Annotated in this window: 14 protein-coding genes and 2 pseudogenes; 11 read left to right on the forward strand and 5 right to left on the reverse strand. The window is 61.7% G+C overall.

Annotated features, from left to right (window positions below):
- From ACO1XS_RS18300 to ACO1XS_RS18330, 7 genes and pseudogenes are all read left to right on the forward strand, one after another.
- Positions 1–2,050 (forward strand): hypothetical protein (locus ACO1XS_RS18300; protein ID WP_486391347.1); only part of this gene is annotated, 2,050 nt, incomplete at its 5' end.
- A 3-nt stretch (positions 2,051–2,053) separates the two neighbouring features.
- On the forward strand, positions 2,054–2,674 hold the full coding sequence (locus ACO1XS_RS18305; protein WP_486391348.1) for a hypothetical protein: 621 nt from the start codon (positions 2,054–2,056) through the stop codon (positions 2,672–2,674).
- 560 nt (positions 2,675–3,234) lie between these two features.
- Positions 3,235–3,510: a PAAR domain-containing protein gene (locus ACO1XS_RS18310; RefSeq protein WP_486391349.1), complete on the forward strand. Its 276-nt coding sequence runs from the start codon at positions 3,235–3,237 to the stop codon at positions 3,508–3,510.
- Between the two features lie 172 nt (positions 3,511–3,682).
- Positions 3,683–3,781: pseudogene (locus ACO1XS_RS18315) on the forward strand (reverse transcriptase domain-containing protein); the annotation flags it as partial.
- A gap of 320 nt (positions 3,782–4,101) precedes the next feature.
- Positions 4,102–5,471 (forward strand): annotated as a pseudogene (locus ACO1XS_RS18320) (methyl-accepting chemotaxis protein); the annotation flags it as partial.
- Positions 5,472–5,551: 80 nt separating this feature from the next.
- Positions 5,552–6,736 carry a DNA polymerase IV gene (dinB, locus tag ACO1XS_RS18325; protein ID WP_486391350.1) on the forward strand — a complete coding sequence of 395 codons (1,185 nt, stop codon included), beginning with the start codon at positions 5,552–5,554 and terminating at the stop codon, positions 6,734–6,736.
- Between the two features lie 91 nt (positions 6,737–6,827).
- A complete protein-coding gene (locus ACO1XS_RS18330) occupies positions 6,828–8,114 on the forward strand; it encodes an amidohydrolase family protein (RefSeq protein ID WP_486391351.1) in 1,287 nt (428 codons plus the stop codon).
- Between the two features lie 85 nt (positions 8,115–8,199).
- Here the strand turns inward: ACO1XS_RS18330 and ACO1XS_RS18335 are convergent, their stop codons facing one another.
- The 4 genes from ACO1XS_RS18335 to fixL all read right to left on the reverse strand — a co-directional run bounded on the left by ACO1XS_RS18335 (position 8,200) and on the right by fixL (position 14,736).
- Entirely contained in the window at positions 8,200–10,338 is a 2,139-nt protein-coding gene (locus tag ACO1XS_RS18335) for a M3 family metallopeptidase (protein WP_486391352.1), read from the reverse strand.
- A gap of 76 nt (positions 10,339–10,414) precedes the next feature.
- Positions 10,415–11,284 carry a bifunctional methylenetetrahydrofolate dehydrogenase/methenyltetrahydrofolate cyclohydrolase FolD gene (gene folD / locus ACO1XS_RS18340; RefSeq protein WP_486391353.1) on the reverse strand — a complete coding sequence of 290 codons (870 nt, stop codon included), beginning with the start codon at positions 11,282–11,284 and terminating at the stop codon, positions 10,415–10,417.
- Positions 11,285–11,587: 303 nt separating this feature from the next.
- Positions 11,588–12,226 carry an oxygen response regulator transcription factor FixJ gene (gene fixJ / locus ACO1XS_RS18345; RefSeq protein WP_331570745.1) on the reverse strand — a complete coding sequence of 213 codons (639 nt, stop codon included), beginning with the start codon at positions 12,224–12,226 and terminating at the stop codon, positions 11,588–11,590.
- Positions 12,223–14,736, reverse strand: coding sequence for an oxygen sensor histidine kinase FixL (gene fixL, locus ACO1XS_RS18350; protein ID WP_331570747.1), 2,514 nt, complete (start codon positions 14,734–14,736; stop codon positions 12,223–12,225). The genes fixJ and fixL overlap by 4 nt, the downstream gene beginning before the upstream one ends.
- Positions 14,737–15,002: 266 nt before the next feature.
- Between fixL and aceE the strand changes: the two genes are divergently transcribed.
- The 3 genes from aceE (at position 15,003) to lpdA (ending at position 21,245) form a co-directional block, all read left to right on the forward strand.
- Positions 15,003–17,699 (forward strand): pyruvate dehydrogenase (acetyl-transferring), homodimeric type, encoded by a 2,697-nt coding sequence (gene aceE / locus ACO1XS_RS18355; RefSeq protein ID WP_331570749.1) that lies wholly within the window; start codon positions 15,003–15,005, stop codon positions 17,697–17,699.
- Positions 17,700–17,781: 82 nt separating this feature from the next.
- A complete protein-coding gene (aceF, locus tag ACO1XS_RS18360) occupies positions 17,782–19,443 on the forward strand; it encodes a dihydrolipoyllysine-residue acetyltransferase (protein ID WP_331570751.1) in 1,662 nt (553 codons plus the stop codon).
- A 29-nt stretch (positions 19,444–19,472) separates the two neighbouring features.
- Complete coding sequence (gene lpdA, locus ACO1XS_RS18365) at positions 19,473–21,245, forward strand: dihydrolipoyl dehydrogenase (RefSeq protein WP_486391354.1); 1,773 nt, start codon at positions 19,473–19,475, stop codon at positions 21,243–21,245.
- Positions 21,246–21,381: 136 nt separating this feature from the next.
- Here the strand turns inward: lpdA and ACO1XS_RS18370 are convergent, their stop codons facing one another.
- Positions 21,382–21,963 (reverse strand): phasin family protein, encoded by a 582-nt coding sequence (locus tag ACO1XS_RS18370; protein ID WP_173255417.1) that lies wholly within the window; start codon positions 21,961–21,963, stop codon positions 21,382–21,384.
- Between the two features lie 685 nt (positions 21,964–22,648).
- Here ACO1XS_RS18370 and pbpG point away from each other — a divergent pair.
- Positions 22,649–23,806 (forward strand): D-alanyl-D-alanine endopeptidase, encoded by a 1,158-nt coding sequence (pbpG, locus tag ACO1XS_RS18375; protein WP_331570755.1) that lies wholly within the window; start codon positions 22,649–22,651, stop codon positions 23,804–23,806.
- Positions 23,807–23,894 lie beyond the last annotated feature (88 nt).

Consider the following 23,894-nt stretch of genomic DNA (forward strand, 5'->3'; position numbering starts at 1 on the left):
CCGGCACGACACCGAGATTGGCGAGGGTGACAACGCGAAGATCACCTTCTTTTCGGTGTACATGCATCTGCAAAACGTCATGCCAACGCTGGCGGTGGGCAAGAAGATCTATCGGAAGGACATCTTGGGCACTCCCGGCCAAATCTACGGACAGTTTCCGCAGATTCACTTCGAGATCGTGTGCGACGAGGCGAATCTTAAGAAGATCATCGGACGAGAGCCCGGTCCGGCTGGGCAAACAGGGCGGACCGATGCGGTCTATGGGGACATCTGGTTCTTTGTGCCGCAAGGCGCCAAGCTTTTTGCCAAGGAGCCCCACCCTTACCGTGACGATGACAGTGCTGCGGCTGTTGGGGGACTCCACTCTCAGGCGGCCCTTAGCGAGACGGGAACTAGCTGCGACCTTGTAATCCGTATGCATTACGAAAAAGACTGCACGCTGACCACTTATGTTCAAGCTACTGATGGGAACTGGTCTGCTCTAGGCGCAATGCCCGCTGAGAGCGAGGCGGAATACGGCCTGTATAAACGCGCTTTGGCGCTATCTGCCCGCTATGGCGACGGTAGCCTTGCGGGCGTCGGCAGCGGCGTGACAGCGCCATCACCCAGCGCAGTCTTCGAGACGATTCGCTTCGGTCGCTGCATCAACGACCAACTTGCTGCCGGTGCGCGGTTCAACCATTGGAGGAAGGTAAAGACGCCGGACGGTGACGGGTGGATCAATCTGTCGGTGGCCAGCGTGCGAGTCTATAGCGATGCAGATTTTCCGGAATGGGCAGGATGGAGTTTTATCAATGATGACCCGACGCCCGACAGTCTGTGTGACTCGCCGACCGTAAAGCGGTGGCTGGATGTCAATAATTCTGGACATCTCACTCACGCCGACGCGATGGGGGTATTGCGCACTGATGCGGTAAAACAGCGTCTGTCTCACGCCGTATGCAAGTTCCCCACGGAATGGAGTCGGGATGGACTATCGGATCGCTACTTGTGGTTGAAGAGCCCACACGAGGCGTTGAGCAATCCGCTCTCCGATGAGGATTTCGCGACGTTGATGGAGCATGCGCGCGTTCTGGGCTTCTGGGAGGACACCATCGACCCTGACCTGCCGGCAGCGAATGAGTGCTGGCATTTTCCTGCGACGGCGTTCGTGGCACAGTTGAGAACATGTGGATGGTTCAGTGAAACCGAGTTCGAACAGATTTTGCCCAAAGAAGTCTTGCGTGAGGGGCCACACCAGGCTATGTACTACGAAGCCGTTCGCGAGGCAACCGATAATTTCTTGCGACATAACGTTTTGCCGCTTAATCGAGTATTGCGGAAATATCTCATCAATACGCCAAAGCGGATGTCTGCATTCTTCGGGAATGCATTGCAAGAGACACAATGGCTTACCAAGCTCCACGAAAACAATTCAACGATGTGGTATTACCCGTGGGATGGGCGCGGATTTCTCCAGTTGACGGGCCCCGACAATTATGTTTGTTATTGGGATTTTATTGGTCGCGGCTCCCAAATTTCTCAACAAACGCGTACTCAATTGCATAATGCGTATAAGGCAGCGAGCGCAGATCGTGCCCATGCACAGGCCCACATCGGGGATGACATCAGTGGCGTCACGCAGGTTATGATCGGATGGCGTGCTAGCGTGGGCGGGGGTGAGGATAACTCGCCGACGCCCGACAGTCGGCTTTTTCCGGCGGATAGTGCTGGATTTTACTGGTCGAAAATGGAGATGGCGCAATATGCGGACAGGGACATCGTTCTACAACGTCGAGAAGTGTCAGCCACAAGACCGCCGCAACGTCATCATCCAGATACTAGTCCCGCAGTTCAAAAGATTTATTATCACAGCGATAACTTTCATGACGCTTCCGCGGCGGTTAATTACCCGGCCGGCGTTGGTAATCCGAATTCTACCTTCAACGGATACGTGGCCCGTTGCATCGGATTCGCTCAAACACTGGCGGTAGTAGGTGAGCCGTGGTTTCCGGATGGAACCGGAACGCTGCTTCCATTTCCAGAAGGTCGTCAACCCAGAAGGGATTGAAGAATGAAAGAAAAGCTAAGTGCTCTTGCATTATTATTCGCGATGCTGTGTCCGACGAGCGTTGCCTTCGCACAATCGACGGCCGAGGTGAAAACCAAAGTTTTGTCGGTCGACATGGGGCAGCCAGGTTGTGCAATCAGCGTGGTTGATTACTACGGAGGGCATCTGGACAGCCGGATGCAAAAAACAGCCGGGTATTGGGTCGATGCGCCCCCCGTGCACAGCACACTTGGGAAGCTTGGAGTTAATTTCGAGTGCCAAGTTGGAACGGATTTCGATAACGCAGCGCAGGCATTCGGGGCATCTTGGGATACTAATAAAAATATCTGGAAATTATATTACAAGGGGGATGATGAAAAAATCTTATCCCATGTTTCGAGGATTTATCAGTTAAAATCAAAGAACGCAGTTGGGTTTTTGACGACGACGGATCAAATTAACGGTGAAGAGGGTCAGCGTGTTCGGTTTTATTCGTTTTGCTTGTTTCACAATAAAGCTGCGGTCTGTGGTGATGGGCAATCAATGAAGCTTGAAGATCCGAAGAGTGATTACCTGCCTTATATTTTGCGTATTCTTCGGGGTGTAAGCTTTATCGACACCCCGAAGGATGATAGCAATAGATGACAACAGATAGCCAACAGGTAGCATTCGAAGTCTTCGGGGTGGGCCATGCTTGGGCGCCGTTTATTGACCAACACACGTTCGCATTGCCGCAGAAAGGCGGCAATGCTGCTAGTCATCCTGCAGTGTTGTTGCGTGAGTGCGTCGCATTTAGTCTACCTGGTATTGGATGGAACATCAGATTTTATCGGTAGTCATGGAGCCCCCTGGGTGTGCGATTGACCGTCTGTCTCTCGTATCTATCAGCTAAAATCGCGCAATGCCGCTGGTTTTGTGATGGCGACGGACCGGATTAATGGTGAGGAGGATCAATGTGTCCGCTTTTATTAATTTTGTCTGTTCACGATAAAGCCGCTGCGTGCGGGGCTGGTCAATCGATGAAGCTTGAGGGGCCGAAGAGGAATTATTGCCAGGAATTTTGCGTATCCTTCGTAGTGTAGCCTTTATCGATGATCGCGGGGGCGATCGGTGACCGGTCTGCTCGAAAAAGCGGATAGATGAGGCTGTTTTTAGTAATTCAAAACCAGACAATTGAGTCTTTTGTTAACTTAGATTTTTCTTAAATGAGTAAAGCTTCTGTCTGCCACGGTGATCCCACCACCACGGGTGGCAAGGTCATCGCAACTGCGTCGACCATGTTCGATGGTGATCGGCGTATCGCACTCGATGGGGAGATGGCCACTTGTGGCAATTGTCCGGGGGAGCACCCGATCCAGGGGACCGGCACGGATATGGACGAAGACGGGCGAGCCAGTGTGCTGGATAACGACCCCGTCCGGTGTACATGCGGTAAAAATCACGTCAGGGCAGGCTCGGACGCTGGATGCTCGACTGCCTGACTGCGAACGGCACATCAATGGCCTTCCGGGTTTCAAAGCGTCGCATTGTTGAGTGCTCGTCGAACACACCCGACCGCCTCGAGCTTTTGCGCGCGGCGTAGCTCGCACGGTGGTTGACGGTCGAATTGCGAAATCGATCTAAGCCATGTCAACGAAAGCGTGCGCCGAACCAACCAACAGCCGTCGCTGGTGGCGCAATAGCGACGGCGCACTCAAACGCGTCTTGACCATCGCTTACTTCGACCGCCTCGGAGTACCCCGTCTCTGCTAACCTCAACTTCTTGAACCGCCCGGTGCGGACCCGCATGCCGGGTCGCGTGGCAGGGCGTAGCCCGAAGGCTATCCCCTATGCCGATTGGGGCTGTGCTGCATGTCGTGATGCACGCAGGCCCGAAAATGCCCGCGACAAAAGAGACCGACGTTGGGCCGGGTTTCCTCAGATCTACGTCTGCGGGCTTCGTTCGAAGCCGGCCCTGTTGAAATAAGGCGATTAGATGTTCCTGACGCCTAACTTTTTGGTCTCAATGTAGGTCCTCGAGATCGCCGGTAGGCGTCGCTATTTACCTACCTTTGTTCGCCTCGGTCGCTGCAGTGCTCACCGGAAAGTACATTTCGGTGAGCGACCCTCAGGCGGCCAAAAGCATCGAAGAGGCGATCGCACAAAAGTCCGAGCAAGCGCGTTCCGCGTTTAAAGTGTACGAGTCGGTCACGTCCGACGACAAGGACCGCGCCCTGCTGGCGGCGGACCGCTAGGCGGTAGCCAAAACCGAGCAAGTGCGCGAGCAGGCGATCGCACTTGCTCGTGATGGCAAGAAGGAAGAAGCCTTTACCTTGTTCACAACCCAGGTCGCCGATGCCGCGCAACTGCGCAGTGCTGCGCTGACCGCGCATCGCGCGTATAACGCGCAACTGGGCAGGCAGGGTGCCGACGAAGCTACCCGCATCATGAGCAACGCCGAATGGTCCGAAGGCGTTAGCGCAGGTCTCGTGCTGATGGGCGTGCTCGCACTGGCCTCCGTGGTGGCCCGTTCGATCACAAGGCCACTGGGCGAGGCGGTCGCATTCGCACACAACGTGGCGAGCGGAGATTTGACGAGACGCGTGAACGCGGTGAGCTCGGATGAAACCGGCAACTGCTTGCGGCACTCTCGCAAATGTGCGAAAGCCTCAAAGAGGTGGTGGGCAAAGTCCGCGCGGGCAGCGAGACGATCGCCACCGCCACTTCGCAGATCGCCGCGGGCAACCTCGACCTCTCTTCGCGCACGGAGCAGCAAGCGTCATCGTTGCAGCAGACGGCATCGAGCATGGAAGAACTGACCTCGACGGTGCAACTGAATGCGCAAAACGCGCAGCAGGCCAGCTCGCTTGCCACCAATGCATCCGAGGTGGCGCATAAGGGAAGCGACGTCGTGGGCCGCGTGGTGGAGACAATGTCGCAGATCAGCGAACGTTCGACGAAAATCGCCGACATCACCGGGATCATCGAAGGCATTGCGTTCCAGACCAACATCCTCGCGCTGAATGCGGCGGTCGAAGCAGCGCGGGCCGGCGAGCAGGGGCGCGGGTTCGCCGTCGTCGCAAGCGAGGTGCGTTCGCTCGCGCAACGCTCGTCGAGCGCGGCCAAGGAAATCAAGGACCTGATTACGGCTTCGGTACAAACGATCCAGGACGGCTCGGCGCTTGCCGGCGACGCGGGTCGAACGATGGCCGACGTCACGCAGGCGATCGCACGTGTCACCGACATCATGGGTGAGATCGCTGCCGCCTCGAACGAACAAAGCCGCGGCATCGAGCAAATCGGCGTGGCGATCACGCAGATGGACGAGGTGACGCAGCAAAACGCGGCACTCGTCGAAGAGGCCGCCGCCGCCTCGCAATCGCTCGACGAGCAGGGGGGGCAGCTGAGCCAGGCAGTAGCGTTCTTTCAGGTGGCGGGTAGGGTGGCTCGCGAGCCCGCTTGAACGCCTCCCGAAAGCCGCATTCCTCGCCGCGGTGACGTAGCGCCGCATCACCGGCGTGCGCGGTGCTTGAATTGCCTACTGTGGTTTTGTACAGTAGTGCCACTTTGAGCCCGCGCGATCCTTCCTTTTCCGATGCGCCGAGCGCACCGTCCGGTGTGCCGGCTCCGTTCGCCCGCAAAATCATCCATTGCGATTGCGACTGTTTCTACGCGTCGGTCGAAATGCGCGACGATCCCACCTTGCGTGGGCGCCCGCTCGCAGTGGGCGGCCGGCCCGAGCACCGAGGCGTCGTTGCCACCTGCAACTACGAAGCGCGGCGGTTCGGCATCCATTCGGCGATGTCGTCCGCGCTCGCCGTGCGCAAGTGCCCCGACTTGCTGATCCTGCCGCCCGCGATGGAAAAATACCGCATCGCCTCGCGCCAGATCATGGCGATCTACCGTGAATACACGGCCGATGTCGAGCCGCTCTCGCTCGACGAAGCCTACCTCGATGTCACCCATTCCCCCTATTGCAAGGGAAGCGCCACGTTGATGGCCGAGCAGATCCGCGAGCGCGTGCGAGCGACCGTGGGCGTGACCGTTTCGGCCGGTGTGGCACCGAACAAGTTCGTCGCCAAGATCGCATCGGATTGGAACAAGCCCGACGGCTTGTTCGTCGTGCGTCCGCATGAAGTCGACGCCTTCGTCGCCGCGTTGCCCGTGCGCAAGATTTTCGGGGTGGGGAAGGTGACCGCCGCCAAGCTCGAAAAGCTGGGCATCGTGACTTGCAACGATTTGCGAGCATGGCCGCTGGTCGACCTTCACCGCCGGTTCGGCGTCTTCGGCAAACGCCTTTACGAACTCTCGCGCGGCATCGATCATCGGACCGTGCAGGCGGATCAGGAAAGGAAATCGGTCAGCGTCGAGACGACGTACGTAACCGATCTGCGCACGCTCGACGAATGTGCGCGGGAACTGCGTCGTCTGGCGGAACAACTCGACGTGCGCATCGAACGCGTGGGTGCCGCGGCCGCGATTCGCAAGATGTTCGTCAAGATCCGGTTCGCGGACTTTCAACGGACGACTGTCGAGTGCGTCGCCGATGCGACGCACCTGCCCACGCTGCTCGTGCTGCTCGAAAAAGGCTTGGCGCGACGAGACCGCCCGGTGCGGCTGCTCGGCGTGGGTGTGCGTCTGGAGGAAGACGAAAGCCGCATGAACGGCCAGTTTCCGCTTTTCGAGGATGGGGCGACGCAAGAAGGCGAGCCCGCGGGCGAGGGTTAGAATCGATGGCACGCCGTTCGTCGGCGTGCCGCAGCGCGCGGTGCGCAGTGCCTGCTTCTACCTCATTCACTCATTACCCGAGGACTCGCCGATGGACCTCATCATTCGCCGCGCTACCTTGCCCTCGCATGTCGCGGGGCGTGATCGGCCCGTCGACATCGGCATCGTCGGCGAACGCATCCAGGCGGTCGAACCGGATCTCGGCGCATCGGCCCAGGAGGAGATCGATGCAGCCGGTGCGCTCGTGAGCCCGCCGTTCGTCGATGCGCATTTTCACCTCGATGCCGCGCTCTCATATGGGCTGCCCCGCGTGAACGAATCGGGGACCTTGCTCGAAGGCATCGCGCTATGGGGCGAGCTCAAGCCCGAGCTCACGCACGAGGCGATCATCGAGCGTGCGCTGCAGTATTGCGATTGGGCTGTTGCACGCGGCTTGCTGGCGATTCGCTCTCACGTGGATGTTTGCGATCCGCGGCTGCTCGCGGTTGAGGCGCTGCTCGAAGTGAAGCGCCGCGTCGCGCCGTATCTGGATCTCCAGCTCGTCGCTTTCCCGCAGGATGGCCTGCTGCGCAGTCCGGGCGCCTTCGACAACCTGCAGCGCGCGATTGCGATGGGCGTCGACGTGGTGGGCGGCATCCCGCATTTCGAGCGGACGATGGCGGACGGCGCGGAGTCGATTCGCATGCTGTGCGAATTCGCGGCGGACAAGGGCCTGCCCGTCGATATGCATTGCGACGAATCGGACGATCCGCTGTCGCGCCATATCGAAACGCTCTGCGCGCAAGCGCATCGGCTCGGGCTCGGCGGACGTGTGACCGGCTCGCATCTGACTTCGATGCATTCGATGGACAACTACTATGTCAGCAAGCTGCTGCCGCTGATGCGCGAATCCGGTGTGGCGGCGATTGCCAATCCACTCATCAACATTACGTTGCAAGGGCGCTCGGATACCTATCCGAAGCGGCGCGGCATGACGCGCGTACCGGAGATGCTGGCGGCCGGCATTCCGGTGGCGTTGGGCCACGATTGCGTGATGGACCCGTGGTACAGCCTGGGCTCGGGCGATATGCTCGAAGTCGCGCATATGGGGCTGCATGTGGCCCAGATGACAGGCCAAGCCGCGATGCGAGCCGCGTTCGATGCGGTCACGGTCAATGCAGCTCGTATCATCGGGCTCGATGGTTACGGTATCGCGCCGGGCTGTCGTGCCGATTGCGTCGTGCTCGACGCGCGCGATTCCGTAGAAGCGATTCGTCTGCGTGCCGCGCGGCTCGCCGTCATCAGGCGGGGAAAAGTGATCGCACGTTCTCCCGCGGCGCGGGCATCGCTCGCGATCGACGGCCGTCCGCGCGAAGTCGATTTCAGGCTCTATCGCTAAACAAACCGGGTGCGCACCGTGAGCGGCACAGGCGCGGCGTGCCGGCCGTGCCGCTCCCGGAGTGCTCCGTGAGTGCTCCCCGCGCCTACTGCGCGGGTGCCCCGGCCATGCCGTTGTGGCGCAACAGTGCGTCGATCGTCGGTGCGCGCCCGCGAAATGCCTTGAACGATTCCATCGCGGGCCGGCTGCCACCGACCTCGAGGATCTCCTGGCGATACCGCTCGCCCGTGCGTGCATCGAGCACGCTGCCATCCGCCAGCTTCGCTGCGTCCTCGAATGCCGCGTACGCGTCGGCCGACAGCACTTCCGCCCACTTGTAGCTGTAATACCCGGCAGCATAGCCGCCGGCGAAGACGTGACTGAACGTATTCGGCCAACGCGAGAAAGACGCCTGCGGGATCACGTGGTAACGCTCGTTGATCTCGCGCGCGAGCTCGTTGGCGCTTCCGGCGCCTTCAGCATCGAAGTCGATATGCAGACGCATATCGAACATCGAGAAGACGATCTGCCGCATCGTCGCGAGCCCGCTCTGGAAGTTCTTGGCGGCGAACATCTTGTCGAAGAGCGCGCGCGGCAGCTTCGCGCCCGTATCCACATGGGAAGACATATCGGCCAGGACGTCCCATTCCCAGCAGAAGTTCTCCATGAACTGCGATGGCAGCTCGACCGCATCCCATTCGACGCCGTTGATACCCGACACCGCGAGCTCGTCCACGCGCGTCAGCATGTGGTGCAGACCGTGCCCGAACTCATGAAATAGCGTAATCACCTCGTCGTGCGTAAAGCAGGCCGGCTTGCCGCCGACCGGTGCCGAGAAGTTGCAGGTCAGATAGGCGACGGGCGTTTGCAGGCCGCCCTCGGCCTCGCTCTTGCGATGGCGCGAGCGCGCATCGTCCATCCACGCGCCGCCGCGCTTGCCTTCGCGCGCGTACAGATCGAGGTAGAACTGAGCGACGAGCGAACCGTCGCTGTTCTCCACGCGGAAAAAGCGTACGTCCGGATGCCAGCGCGCCGCTTCATCGGCGCGAATCCGTACGCCAAAGAGCGCCTCGGCGACCTTGAACAGCCCGCCCAGCACGGCCGGCTCCGGGAAGTACTGCTTGACTTCGTTCTCGGAGAACGCATAGCGCTTCTCACGCAGCCGTTCACCGGCGAAAGCGATGTCCCACGGCTCGAGCTGCGTCAAGCCCAGCTCAGCGGCGGCGAACTCGCGCAGTTCCTGCCAATCCTTTTCAGCGTAGGGCCGCGCGCGGTTGGCGAGATCGTCGAGGAACGCCACCACCTGTTCCGGCGAATCGGCCATCTTGGGTACGAGCGAGACTTCGGCGAAGTTGCGGTAGCCGAGCATGCGCGCTTCCTCGCGCCGCAGCTTCAAGAGTTCGGCGACGATCGCCGTGTTGTCCCACTCGGCTTTGCCTGCCCCGTAAGTACCGCCGAGCTCCGAGGCGCGCGTCACGTAGGCGCGATACATCGCTTCGCGCATCGGGCGATGTGTGGCGTACTGCATGACCGGAAAATACGAAGGAAAGTGCAGCGTAAACTTCCAGCCCTCGACACCCGCGCTCTCGGCCGCCTGGCGCGCCGCCTGGACGACGTCGTCGGGCAACCCGGCGAGCTCGGCGTCGGTCTTCGCGATATACGCGTACGCATTCGTGGCATCGAGCACGTGATCGGAAAACGCCTTGGCGAGCGCGGCCTGACGCTCCTGCAGTTCCATGAAGCGCGGCTTTTGATCTTCCGGCAGTTCGGCGCCCGACAAACGGAAATCGCGCAGCGCATTCTCGAGGATCTTCTTGCGCTCGCGGCTGAGTGCCGTAAAACCCTGGCTTGCGGCGATGGCTTTGTATTTTTCGAAAAGCTCGAGATTCTGGCCGACGCTCGACCAGAACTCGGTCACGCGCGGCAGGTTCTCGCCGTAGGCTGCGCGCAGCTCCGGCGTATCGGCCACGGCGTTCAAGTGACCGACGATGCCCCAGGCGCGCGAAAGCGGCTCGGTCGCCTGCTCGGTGGCCTCCACCACATCGGCCCACGTGGCCGGCGTATGCGGATCGAGCGCGTGGTCGATCGCCGCCTGCGCATCGGCAAGCAGCACATCGAGCGCTGGCGTGACGTGTTCCGGACGGATTTCGCCGAAACGCGGCAAACCGGAGAAATCGAGCAGCGGATTGTCCTCACGCGAGCGCGTGCCGGAGGAGGCGGACGTATCGTGCGTGTTGTTGGCCATGGCGCTTCCTGTCTGTCGTTGATCGAATCCGGACATTGTCCTGCGGACCGGATAACCGTATTGGAGAACTCGTGTCCTAACGGGACTGCTCGCGATGCGAGGCGCAGCGTTCGGCCGCTTCGATCGTATTCACGAGCAGCATCGTGATCGTCATCGGCCCGACGCCGCCGGGCACCGGTGTAATGAACCCGGCCACCGCGCTGACCCCGGCGAAGTCGACGTCGCCGCAGAGCTTGCCGGCATCGTCGCGGTTCATGCCGACATCGATGACAGCGGCGCCGGGCTTGACCATATCGGCCGTGACGAGGTTGCGCCGCCCCGTCGCGGCGACGATCACGTCCGCACCGCGCGTATGCGCCGCCAGATCGCGGGTCTTGCTATGGCATATGGTGACCGTTGCACCGGCTTCAAGCAGGAGCAACGCCATGGGTTTGCCGACGATGTTCGAGCGGCCGATGACGACGGCGTTCGCGCCACGCAGATCGATGCCCGAGGCCTCGAACATCTTCATGATGCCGTAGGGCGTGCAAGGACGGAAAAGCGGCTTGCCGGTCATCAGCGCACCGGCATTGGCGATGTGAAAACCGTCGACGTCTTTCTCCGGCGCGATCGCTTCGATGACTTTGTGGCTGTCGATGTGCGGCGGCAGCGGCAGTTGAACCAGGATGCCGTGAATCGACGGATCGCGGTTGAGCGCGTCGATGCGTTCGAGCAGCGCCGCTTCGCTCAGCGTGGCCGGATAGCGGTCGTACGAGGAGTGGATGCCGTTGTCCCGGCATGCCTTCACTTTGTTGCGGACGTAGACCTCGCTCGCCGGATTGTCGCCGACGAGCACGACCGCAAGACCCGGCTGGCAACCTTGTGCCGTCAACGCGGCGGCGCGTGCGGCGACGTCGCTGCGCAGGGTCTTCGAAAGGGCGATGCCGTCGATCAGTGTGGCTGTCATGGTGGTCGGTCGAGATTGAAAAAATGACGATGCGATACGCGAGACGGCGGCCGCGGCGCGGACTTCGAAGCGAAGGGAAGAGGCGGCGCCGTAGGGCCGCGTTTGTCGCGCTGGGGCGGCGCTTATGCAACGGCGCGCAAAATGGGGATTATACCGCCGGGCCGAAAAGCGACGCGTACTAGATCAATAGCGACATCGATGCGCGGTGCGCTCGAGAGAACGCACCGCTGCGAGGTGCTGCCGTCACAAGACTGACTGATCCGTCCGGCTGGGCGCCCCGGTGGCGCCGCCGCCGGGAAGTGGTTATTGCTGCGGCTTGTTCGACAATGCGAGCCGCAGCAGATCGGCGACCGTATTGACGCTGAGCTTTTCCATGATGTTGGCGCGATGCGCCTCGACGGTCTTGATGCTGATGCCCAGATCGTCGGCGATCTGCTTGTTCAGACGCCCGGCGATGATGCGCTCGAGCACCTGATGTTCGCGGGCCGTCAGCTTCGAGAGCCGCTCGGCAGCCGCACGCTGTTGCTGCACGCTGGTGCTCTCGCTGCGGGCCTTGTCGAGCATGCGCTCGACGAGCTTTCGCAGTTCCGCCTCGTCGAACGGCTTTTCGATGAAATCCATCGCGCCTTTTTTCATCGTCGAGACGGCCATCGGCACGTCGCCGTGACCTGTCACGAAAATGATCGGCAGCGAGGCGTTTTCGGCGATAAGCCGCTCTTGCAACTCGAGGCCGCTCATGCCCGACATGCGCACATCGAGGATCAGGCAGGCGATCTGGCCGGCCTGATGTGCGGGCTGATAAGCCTCGAGGAATTGTTCAGCGCTCGAGAAGCACTGCACCCGATAGCCGTTCGCCTCGAGCAGCCAACGCAACGAATCGCGCACGGCCTCGTCGTCGTCGACGACAAAGACGGTTTCCTGACTGGTGACTGGGCTACTCATAGCTCTCCCGTAACGGTTTGTGGTCGAGGTGCCTCGGACCCGCCTTGGTTCGGATCGGCAGGTTCGCCGATCGGCAGACTACAGTGAAACGTCGCGCCTGTGATCTTTCCGTTGGTGTCGACGTTGTTCACAACCCACAGGCGGCCGCGATGCGATTCGATAATCGAACGGCATATATTGAGCCCCATGCCCATGCCATCCGATTTGGTGCTGTAAAACGGTTCGAACAGCCGTTCGATGGCGGCTTCGTCCACACCCGGTCCCTGATCGACGACGCTGATGCAGGCGAAACCGGCATCGAGCTTGACGATGACGCGGATCACGGCGTCGGTGGCGTTCGGATGGGCCTCGTACATGGCCTCCGCGGCGTTCTTGAGCAGGTTGACGAGCACTTGCTCGATGAGCACCGGGTCGACATAGATGACAGGTAGACGCGAGCGAATCTCGGTCAGGATCCGGATGCGGCGCTTGCGCGCTTCGATCTCGGCCAGGCCGACCGCATCGGCGACGATATCCGACACGCGCGCCGCCTGCCGCTTGGGCTCGCTGCGTTTCACGAACTCGCGAATACGCTTGATGATCATGCCTGCGCGCACCGCTTGCTGAGCCGTTTTTTCGAGCACGGGCAACAGCGTATCGGACTGCGTACGGCCCGCTTTGACGAGCGCGACCGTGCCCGAGCAGTAGTTGTTGATCGCCGCGAGCGGCTGGTTGAGCTCGTGCGCGAGCGACGAGGCCATTTCGCCCATCGTCATGAGCCGGCTCGTGAAGTGAAGCTTTTCTTCCTGCTGGCGCGCGAGTTCCTGCGCCTGCTTGCGCGTCGTGATGTCGGTCGCGATTTGCATCTGCGCGAGATGGCCGTCGACCCACTGAATGTACTGGCGCCGGACCTCGAACCACTTCTGAATGCTCTGCACGTAGACTTCCTGCGCGTCGGCCGTGCTCTCGGTGAGCGCGGCGGCCGGCAATCCCGCATAGGTATCGATCATGTCGATCGAATCGGAAGACGCTTGGGTGCTGTCGAAGCCGCCGCCCGCGAGCTCGAGATGGCCGTCGGGCCGGATGCCGAACAGGTGCCGGTAATAGCGGTTCGCGAAAAGCAGCTCGGCTTCGTCGGCCGCGAGCACCGAGACGGCCGCGTCGAGGCTCTCGAGTACCGTGGTGAACCGCTCGTGCGCTGCGGCGAGTTCCTCTCTTGCGCGCTTGGGCTCCGTGATGTCGGTCATCGAAGACATCCAGCCCGTTTGCCGGCCGGAACTGTCGATGAGCGGCGAGACATAAAGGCGTGCGTGAAAGATCGAGCCGTCCTTGCGGCGCACCCGCAATTCGAAACCCGAGGACGGCGCCTTGCCGCGCAGCGTCATGTCGAGCTGGCGCTGCATTTCAGGGTAGGCGTCGCGCGGCCAATAGGGGAAGGGCGCCGTTTTGCCGACGAGGTCGCTTTCGTCCCAGCCCGTCATCCGGCAAAACGCCGGGTTCACGTGAGTAATGCGTCCGTGCATGTCGAGCACGCGCATGCCGATCAACACGGAGTTTTCCATCGCCCGGCGAAAGAACGCCTCGGCATACAGTGCCTGCTGCGCCTCGAAACGCTGGCGCGTATGCTTCCAAAGACTCCACAAACTCCAGAGCACGAAGCACGACAAGCCGGCCACGAGCCATACGAGCGTGTTGTTGGTGAAGTTCGTCAGCTGCGGGAACGCGTAGACCCGGACCGTCAGCCCCTGGCCCGGCGGATCGAGCGGCAGGTCGTAGAACAGATCGCGCGGCAGGCGCGGACGCGTCGACGTGGTCGCGAGCTCGCGGTTGTTCGCATCGAGCAGCGAGATCTTGTACTTCGCCGAGAGCTCGGGCGGGATATCGTGCTTGAGCACGCCTTCGATCGAAAAGACGGCGGCAATGGCGCCCAGGAATTCACGGTCGCGGTAGATCGGCGTTTGCAGCGTCAGGTAGCCGTTGCCGAGGTCATCGTAGATGAGCGGCGAGTAGATCTGGCGCCGCGTGGCGCGCGCTTCTCCGAATCCGGCCGTGACGGCGACATCCATCTGCGCGTCGGTGAGCCGCGCGAAACGCTGGCCGGCGAGCGGCAACGGCGTGTCGGGCCAGCGGGGCTGCTTCTGGCTCGTATACCAGTTGACGTAGAGAATTTCGGGATGCGCTTGCACGATGTCGGTCATCGACATCTGGAACGAGTGCTGGTCCGCGTGTCCGGCCGCGAGATCGCGCGCGAGCGCCTGCAGCTGTTCCTGGGCTCCGGTCATCGAGAGCCGGATTTGCTGCTGCGCCCAGGCGACATTGCGGTACAACGTATCTTCTTGCTGCTGCTGTTCCCTGCGGTTCAGACTCCACAGGATGAGGCTCATGACGACGAGGAACACCAGGATCGACAGGAGCGGCGTCAGCAAATAGGAATTCGACCACCACGGTCCGTGGTGCCAGCGGGACGGCGTCGAGTCCGCCCGGGCACCGGACGGCCGCGCCGAGCGTGCGAAAAGCCGATCGGTCAACATGGCTCGAATTGTAGCGCAGCGCCGCCTCGCCAATTGGCGTAAAACAGGGAGAAACCCGAGGCGATTCGGACGATTGGCCGCTTTGGGTCCCGTCTTGGGCAGATTCCCGGTGCGTCGCAACAATATTCCGCATTATGAGAAATGATCTCGTAATTTGAAAAATTGATTGCGCATGAGGGGCCAGCCTCTTTACAATCGCCGACAATTGCCGCGGCCGTACCCGGCCTGCGTATGTCCAAAGAGCATTCCCTATCCAGGAGACGAGAATGTCCGCTGTGCCCGACGAAGTCATGAAGTATGTCGCCGCCGATAAAGACGACGATCCCCAGGAAACAGGCGAATGGCTCGAAGCGCTCGAGGGCGTGATCTCCGCCGTCGGCCCTGACCGCGCGCACTACCTCATCGAAAAGCAGATCGAATTCGCGCGCGTGCATGGCGAACATCTGCCGTTTTCGGCGAACACCCCCTACATCAACACGATTCCCGTTGCCAGCCAGGCGAAAATCCCGGGCGACCAGGATATCGAACATCGCATCCGCTCGTACACGCGCTGGAACGCCATTGCCATGGTGCTGCGCGCCGGCAAGGACACGAACGTCGGGGGCCATATCGCCTCGTTCGCCTCGGCCGCGACGCTTTACGATGTGGGCTTCAATCATTTTTGGCACGCACCGTCGGACAAGCACGGCGGCGACCTCGTCTTCGTACAGGGCCACTCATCGCCCGGTATCTACTCGCGCGCATTCCTGCTCGGCCGTCTCACGGAGAAACAGCTCGATAACTTCCGTCAGGAAGTGGGCGGCGAGGGCATTTCCTCGTATCCGCACCCGTGGCTGATGCCCGACTTCTGGCAATTCCCGACGGTGTCGATGGGCCTCGGTCCGATCATGGCGATCTATCAGGCGCGCTTCATGAAGTATCTGCACGCGCGCGGCGTTGCCAATACGGATGGCCGCAAGGTCTGGGCGTTCCTGGGCGACGGCGAGACGGACGAGCCGGAATCGCTGGGCGCCATCGGCATGGCCGGCCGGGAGCGGCTCGAGAATCTGGTCTTCGTCATCAACTGCAACCTGCAGCGTCTCGACGGTCCGGTACGCGGCAACGGCAAGATCATTCAAGAGCTCGAATCCGAGTTCCGCGGCGCCGGCTGGAATGTCATCAAGGTCGTCTGGGGCAGCCGCTGGGATGCGCTGTTCGCACGCGACAGGACGGGCGCGCTGATGCGCCGCATGATGGAAGTCGTCGACGGCGAATATCAGACGTACAAGTCTGAATCGGGCGCGTTCGTGCGCGAGCACTTCTTCAATACGCCCGAGTTGAAGGCGCTCGTCGCGGATTGGTCGGACGAGGACATCTGGAACCTCAATCGCGGCGGACACGACCCGCACAAGATTTACGCGGCGTTCCACGCGGCCTCGAACACGAAGGGCCAGCCGACGGTCATCCTCGCGAAGACGATCAAGGGCTATGGCATGGGCGAAGCCGGCCAGGCCATGAACATCACCCACCAGCAAAAGAAAATGCAGGTGGAGCAGCTCAAGGGGTTCCGCGACCAGTTCCGCCTGCCGATCTCGGACGAAGAGATCGGCAATGTCCCGTACCTCACGTTCGAGGAAGGCTCGAAGGAACTCGAATACATGCGTGCGCGACGGCAGGAGCTCGGCGGTTATCTGCCGACGCGCCGCGAGAAAGCGCAACCGCTGCCGGTGCCGGAGCTGTCGGTATTCGAGCCGCTGCTCAAGGGCACGGGTGAAGGGCGCGAGATTTCGACGACGATGGCGTTCGTGCGGATTCTCAACATCCTCTTGAAGGACAAGGCGCTCGGCAAGCGCATCGTGCCGATCGTGCCGGATGAGTCGCGCACCTTCGGCATGGAGGGTCTGTTCCGCCAGATCGGCATCTGGAATCAGGACGGGCAGAAGTACGTGCCCGAAGACTCCGACCAGCTCATGTTCTACAAGGAATCGGAGACGGGCCAGATTCTGCAGGAAGGCATCAACGAAGCCGGCGGGATGTGCGACTGGATCGCGGCCGCGACGTCGTACTCGACGCACGGCGAGATCATGGTGCCGTTCTACATCTTCTATTCGATGTTCGGCCTGCAGCGCATCGGCGACCTCGTCTGGGCCGCGGGCGACATGCGCTCGCGCGGCTTCCTGCTCGGCGGCACCGCCGGCCGCACGACGCTGAACGGCGAAGGCCTCCAGCACGAAGACGGCCATTCGCTGTTGTGGGCATCGTCGGTGCCCAATTGCGTGACCTACGATCCGACGTTCGGTTACGAACTCGCCGTGATCATGCAAGACGGTCTGCGCCGCATGATGCAGGAACAGGAAGACGTCTTCTACTACATCACGGTGATGAACGAGAACTACGAGCACCCGGCCCTGCCGCAGGGCGAGCACGTAGCGGAAGACATCATCAAGGGCCTGTACTCGTTGAAAAAGAGCGACGCGCCGGCCAAGGCACCGCGCGTGCAACTGATGGGCGCGGGCACGATCCTCAATGAAGTCATCGCCGCTGCCGATCTGCTCAAGAACGACTGGGGCGTCGCGGCCGATCTCTGGAGTGCGCCGAGCTTCACCGAGCTGGCCCGCGAGGGACAGGCCGCGTCGCGCTGGAACCTGCTGCATCCGAACGAGCCGCGCAAGCTTTCGCACGTCGAGACGCTGCTCAAGGACGCGCCGGGCCCCGTCGTCGCGTCGACCGATTACGTGCGGGCGCTGGCCGAACAGATCCGCGCCTATGTGCCGCAGCGCTATGTCGTGCTCGGCACGGACGGCTTCGGCCGCTCGGATACGCGCGAAAAGCTCCGTCACTTCTTCGAAGTCGATCGCTACTGGGTCACCGTCGCGGCGCTCAACGCGCTTGCGGATGAAGGTACGATCGAGCGCAAGGTCGTAGCCGACGCGCTTGCCAAGTACCAGCTCGACCCGAACAAACCCAACCCGATGACCGTTTAAGGCATTGCCTTCGCGAGCGCCCCAAGCCCGCCTGCCGCGCCAATGCGGCGGGCAGGCTCGCGAGCCCTGGAGACACCAACAAATGAGTGAAGCGATCGAAGTCAAGGTGCCGGACATCGGCGATTTCAAGGACATCCCCGTCATCGATATCCTGGTGAAGCCGGGCGATGCCGTCGAGAAGGAGCAGTCTCTCATCACGCTCGAATCGGATAAGGCGACGATGGACGTGCCGAGCCCCGCGGCGGGCACGGTGAAGGAGATCAAGGTGAAACAAGGCGATCCCGTGTCCGAAGGCACGTTGATCGTCGTGCTCGAAGGCGGGGGCGCTCCGGCCGCCGCCAAACCTGCCCAGGGCAACGGTGCGGCGGCGCCTGCCGCGGCACCGGCCGCGCCTGCTCGAGCTGCCGCGCCCGCGGCGGCAGGCGGCCAGCAGGAAGTCAAGGTTCCCGATATCGGCGATTACAAAGACGTGCCGGTCATCGAGATCGCCGTCAAGGTGGGGGACCGCGTCGAGAAGGAGCAGTCTCTCATCACGCTCGAGTCGGACAAGGCGACGATGGATGTGCCGAGCCCGGCCGCCGGCGTAGTGAAGGCGATCAACGTCAAAGTCGGCGATACGGTATCCGAGGGCGTTGTGATCCTCATGCTCGAATCGGAGAGCGGCGCCGCTGCGGCGGCACCGGCCGCGCAGCCGGCCGCGCCTGAGCCAAAGAACGTCGAGCCGCTCGATTCGCCGCGTCCCGCGGGCCCGCAAAGCGTGCCGGCGCACCCGTCGGCACTCGCGCAGGCGCCGTCGATCCCGGCCGGCGAGGGCGGTTCGCGCCAGCCGAGTCATGCATCCCCGTCGGTGCGCAAGTTCGCGCGCGAACTCGGCGTGGATGTGGCGCAGGTGCGCGGCAGCGGACCGAAAGGGCGCATTACGCAGGACGACGTCACGGCTTTCGTGAAGGGCGTCATGACGGGGCAGCGCGCCCCCGCGGGCGCTGCGGCGCCTGCCGCGGGCGGCGGCGAACTCGGCTTGTTGCCGTGGCCGAAGATCGACTTCACGAAGTTCGGTCCGATCGAGGCGAAGCCGCTTTCGCGCATCAAGAAGATCTCGGGCGCGAACCTGCATCGCAACTGGGTGATGATCCCGCACGTCACGAACAACGACGAAGCCGATATCACCGAGCTCGAGGCGCTGCGCGTCACGCTGAACAAGGAAAACGAAAAGGCCGGCGTCAAGATCACGATGCTCGCGTTCGTCATCAAGGCCGTCGTTTCGGCGCTGAGGAAGTTCCCGACGTTCAATGCGAGCCTCGACGGCGACAACCTGGTCTTCAAGCAGTACTACCACGTCGGCTTTGCCGCGGACACGCCGAACGGCCTCGTCGTTCCTGTCATTCGCGACGCCGACAAGAAGGGCTTGATCGAGATCGCCAAGGAAATGGCGGAGCTTTCCAAGCTTGCGCGTGAAGGCAAACTCAAGCCGGATCAGATGCAAGGCGGGTGCTTCTCGATCTCGTCGCTGGGCGGCATCGGCGGCACGCACTTCACGCCGATCATCAACGCCCCCGAGGTGGCCATTCTCGGCCTGTCGCGCGGTGCGATGAAGCCCGTATGGGACGGCAAGCAATTCGTGCCGCGCCTGACGCTGCCTGTTTCGCTGTCGTATGACCATCGCGTCATCGACGGCGCCGAAGCGGCGCGCTTCAACGCCTATCTTTGCGCGCTGCTCGCCGATTTCCGGCGCGTGATTCTGTGACTGTCGACGCTAACAAGAAGGGGACGTGAATGAGTCTCGTCGAAGTAAAAGTGCCGGATATCGGCGACTTCAAGGACGTCGATGTCATCGAGGTCAACATCAAGCCGGGCGATGTCATCGAAAAGGAGCAATCGCTATTGACGCTGGAGTCGGACAAGGCGTCGATGGAAGTGCCGAGCGATACGGCCGGCACCGTCAAGGAAGTGCGGATCAAGGCGGGCGATAAGGTTTCGCAAGGCACGGTCATCGCGCTCGTCGAAGCGCAAGAGGGGGCGGCCGCGAAGCCGGCCGCGGCGGCCAGTGCGCCGGCGGCTGCATCGGCACCCGCACCTGCACCCGCGAAAGCGGCCTCCGCTGCTGAACCGCAGGCCGCCAGCTATGGCGGCGGTGCCGACATCGAGTGCGATATGCTCGTGCTCGGCGCGGGCCCTGGCGGCTATTCCGCCGCGTTCCGCAGCGCCGATCTCGGCATGAAGACGGTGCTCGTCGAGCGCTATTCGACGCTCGGCGGCGTCTGCCTGAACGTCGGTTGCATTCCGTCGAAGGCGCTGCTGCATACGGCGCTCATCACCGACGAGGTGGCCGCGCTCGCGGCGCACGGGATCACGTTCGGTGCGCCGCAGATCGACCTCGACAAGCTGCGCGGATTCAAATCGGGTGTCGTCAAGAAATTGACCACGGGCCTGGCCGGCATGGCGAAGGCGCGCAAGGTCGAGGTCGTCACCGGCGTCGGCACGTTTGCCGATCCGCATCATATGGAAGTGCAGACCGAGGGCGGCAAGAAGGTCGTCAAGTTCAAGCAGGCCATCATCGCGGCGGGCTCGCAGGCGGTGATGCTGCCATTCATGCCCGAGGATCCGCGTGTCGTGGACTCGACCGGCGCGCTCGAGCTGCGCCAGATTCCCCAGCGCATGCTTGTCATCGGTGGCGGCATCATCGGTCTGGAAATGGCGACGGTCTATGCCACGCTCGGCGCGAAGATCGATGTCGTCGAAATGCTCGATGGCCTCATGATGGGCGCCGACCGCGATCTCGTGAAAGTCTGGGAGAAGTACAGCGGCAAGCACTTCGCCAACATGATGCTGAAGACGAAGACGACGGCTGCCGAGGCCAAGCCCGACGGCATCTACGTGAAGTTCGAAGGGGAGAAGGCGCCGGCCGAACCGCAGCGTTACGATCTCGTGCTCGTGGCGGTCGGCCGCAGTCCCAACGGCAAGAAGATCGGTGCCGAGAAAGCCGGTATTGCCGTCACCGACCGAGGCTTCATCGACGTCGACAAGCAGATGCGTACGAACGTGCCGCACATCTTTGCGATCGGCGACATCGTCGGGCAGCCCATGCTTGCGCACAAGGCCGTGCATGAGGGACACGTTGCGGCCGAGGCCGCGCACGGCGAGAAGGCATACTTCGACGCGATCCAGATTCCGTCGGTGGCTTATACCGATCCGGAAGTGGCTTGGGCGGGCAAGACCGAAGACCAGTGCAAGGCCGAGGGCATCAAATACGGCAAGGCCGTGTTCCCCTGGGCCGCTTCGGGGCGCGCCATTGCGAACGGCCGCGACGAGGGCTTCACGAAGCTGATCTTCGACGAGGCGACGCATCGCGTGATCGGCGGGGGTATCGTCGGCCTCAACGCGGGCGACCTCATCAGTGAGGTTTGCCTTGCGATCGAGATGGGCGCCGATGCGACCGATATCGGGCGGACGATTCATCCGCACCCGACGCTTGGCGAATCGATCGGGATGGCCGCCGAGCTCTACGAGGGTGTCTGCACCGACTTGCCGCCGCAAAAGAAGAAGTAATGGACGAAAGCGTTCGGCACCCGAGGGGGCCGAACGCTCGATGTCCGCTGGCATGTGAGCCGGGCGCTGAAAACAAAAACGGAGCGCTCCTTTCGGGAGCGCGCCGTTTCGTTACTGCTGCTACGGGTGAGAAAGCTTAGGCAGCCGTCTTCTTCGTAGCGGCGGCACGCGAAGCTTGCGAGGCGGCTTGCTGAGCGGCCTTCGTCGCAGCCGTGGCGGCGGCGTTGAAGTTGCTCTCGGCGATTTCGACGGCTTGCTTCGTTGCCTTGTGGACCGTTTCGTAGGTCGTGTTGGCGGCCGTGATGGCCGACTTCATGACCGCAACAGCCGTTTCGGAACCAGCCGGCGCGTTCTTGGCGACGTTGTCGACGAGCGCCTGCACCTTGCGGTTCTGCTCTTCGTACTGGGCTTCCGCCACGCGGGCGAACTCAGCTTGCGTGGCCGAGGCGATTTCATACAGGTGGCGGCCATACGACAGCACCTTCTCGGCCACCGGCTGCGCCAGCGAGGCTTGCAGCGCGAGCAGTTCTTGCGCGTCCTTCACCGACAGCGCGCGTTGCGCGTTTTCCTGGCTTTCCGCGAGCGTCGACTTCACGACCTGCAGGTTCAGTTCGACCAGTTTCTCCACACCTTCGAACGCCTTGTTCGTCAAGCCGAAAAGGGCTTCGAAATTGGCTTTCTGTGCTGCGGCGAATTGCTCGGGGGTCAACAGAGTCATGTTTAATGCTCCTGAAAAACGACCCGTCTCTCGCGGATCGCGTAGGTTAATGGCACGGCTTCGGAATGTGTCGCGTCGTATGCTCAACGCGTATTGTGCGTCGCAACATCAGAGCCTATTTTAGGCTTGCGCGCTCAAATGTCAAGTGCAATTTGGTGCAATGCACAATGTAAAGGATTTCGCACCGAAACAACGGCTTAGCGCGGGCGAGGGTCGGCCACGTGCAGCGCCCGGGTACGGGGATTGCTGCGGCGCGCCCGCATGGCGCGTTGCCATGACGGCGGCATGGCAAAATTCACAAAAAGGGTGTCAACGCAGCGCTCCTCGCGCGCGTTATCTGATCTTCTCGACGGTCAGCAGGGTGTGTGCGGCGCGAAGCGGTGCGGAGAAAGGGTGCGAACCTTTTGCCTGCCACTTCGGTCCCATACACGTTTCGTCGCTCGAATGCCGGTGTTTTCCCGACCATTCGCTTAAGTTTGCATGAGGCGCGCCGATATGTGGGTATGGCCCTACTGGTCGGCGCCGACTTGTCGCAATATACAAGCATCGATGCCGTTGGCCGTGCAGCTAGCTACAAATTGCTTCAAAGACCGACGATAAGTGCTTCTGATTGCTAATTTTTAGTAGCTTTACTACACTTGCCGTCAACGCTTCGTCTCTCGCCACCTCCGTATCAAGAACACCAATGAAAACCGCACTGTTTTCGTCGCTCAAAGTGAGGCACGGCGTGGCGCTTACGAGAGTCGTCTCGGTCACCGCAACCCTCCTTGCCGCCGCCATTTTCGCGGCTCCTATCGACGCGCTCGCAGCGTCGGGTTCGACCGATGCGGCTTCGTCCAAGCCCGCAGCCACCAAAACACATTCATCGAAAAAAGCCGTCAAGCAATCCGTCCGAACGGAGAAGGCGGCCGCAGCGCCCGACGAGCGCTCGCGTAAAAAGCGCGTGTCGTACACGCTGCGCACGCGTGGCCGTCATGGCGCAATGCACAGGATTGCGTTCGAGCCGCGCTCGCCCGTGGCCGGTCAGCCGTTCGGGCTGCAGGAAGGCCCCGAGGGCCTCGCGTTGCGTTCGAATGTCGCTTATGTCATCGATCAAAACACGTCAGAAGCGCTTTTCGACAAGAATTCGCATTCCGTCGTACCGATCGCCTCGATCACGAAGCTGATGACGGCCATGGTGGTGCTCGATGCCAACCTGCCGCTGACGGATCTGCTCGAAGTGACCGACGAAGATCGCGATCTCGAAAAACACACGGGCTCGCGTCTTTCCGTCGGCTCGGTGCTTTCGCGTGAAGATATGCTGCACATTGCGCTGATGGCATCGGAAAACCGTGCAGCCGCGGCGCTCTCGCGCTATTTCCCGGGCGGACGTCCGGCGTTTATCGCCGCGATGAATGCAAAGGCCAAGGCGCTCGGCATGGCCGATACCCACTTCGAGAATCCGACGGGTCTGACGAGCCGCAATGTCTCGACGGCGCGCGATCTCGTGAAGATGGTCGATGCCGCGTATCAGTATCCGCTCATTCGGAAGTTCTCGACCGACCGCAGCTACACCGTCGATACGGGCAGGCGCGAGATTGCTTATAACAGTACGAACGCGCTCGTGCGTAGCGCGAAGTCGAACTGGGAGATCGGTCTGCAGAAAACCGGCTTCATCAATGAGGCGGGTGAATGCCTCGTCATGCAGGCGACGATCCAGGGCCGGCCCATCATCATGGTGTTGCTCGATTCGGCCGGCAAGTACTCGCGGTTTGCCGATGCGGCGCGCCTGCGCACGTGGCTCGATAACGGCGGCGGCGAGCAGCGTATTACGAGCGCCGACACGGGCGGACACGGCACCTGAGCGCCGGTTGCTCCTGTAGAGACAAAGCATAAAGCCCCGCATTCGCGGGGCTTTGTGTTTGAGGCGGTGCGGCGGGGTGGCGCTTTGG

This window comes from Trinickia sp., from assembly GCF_057351765.1.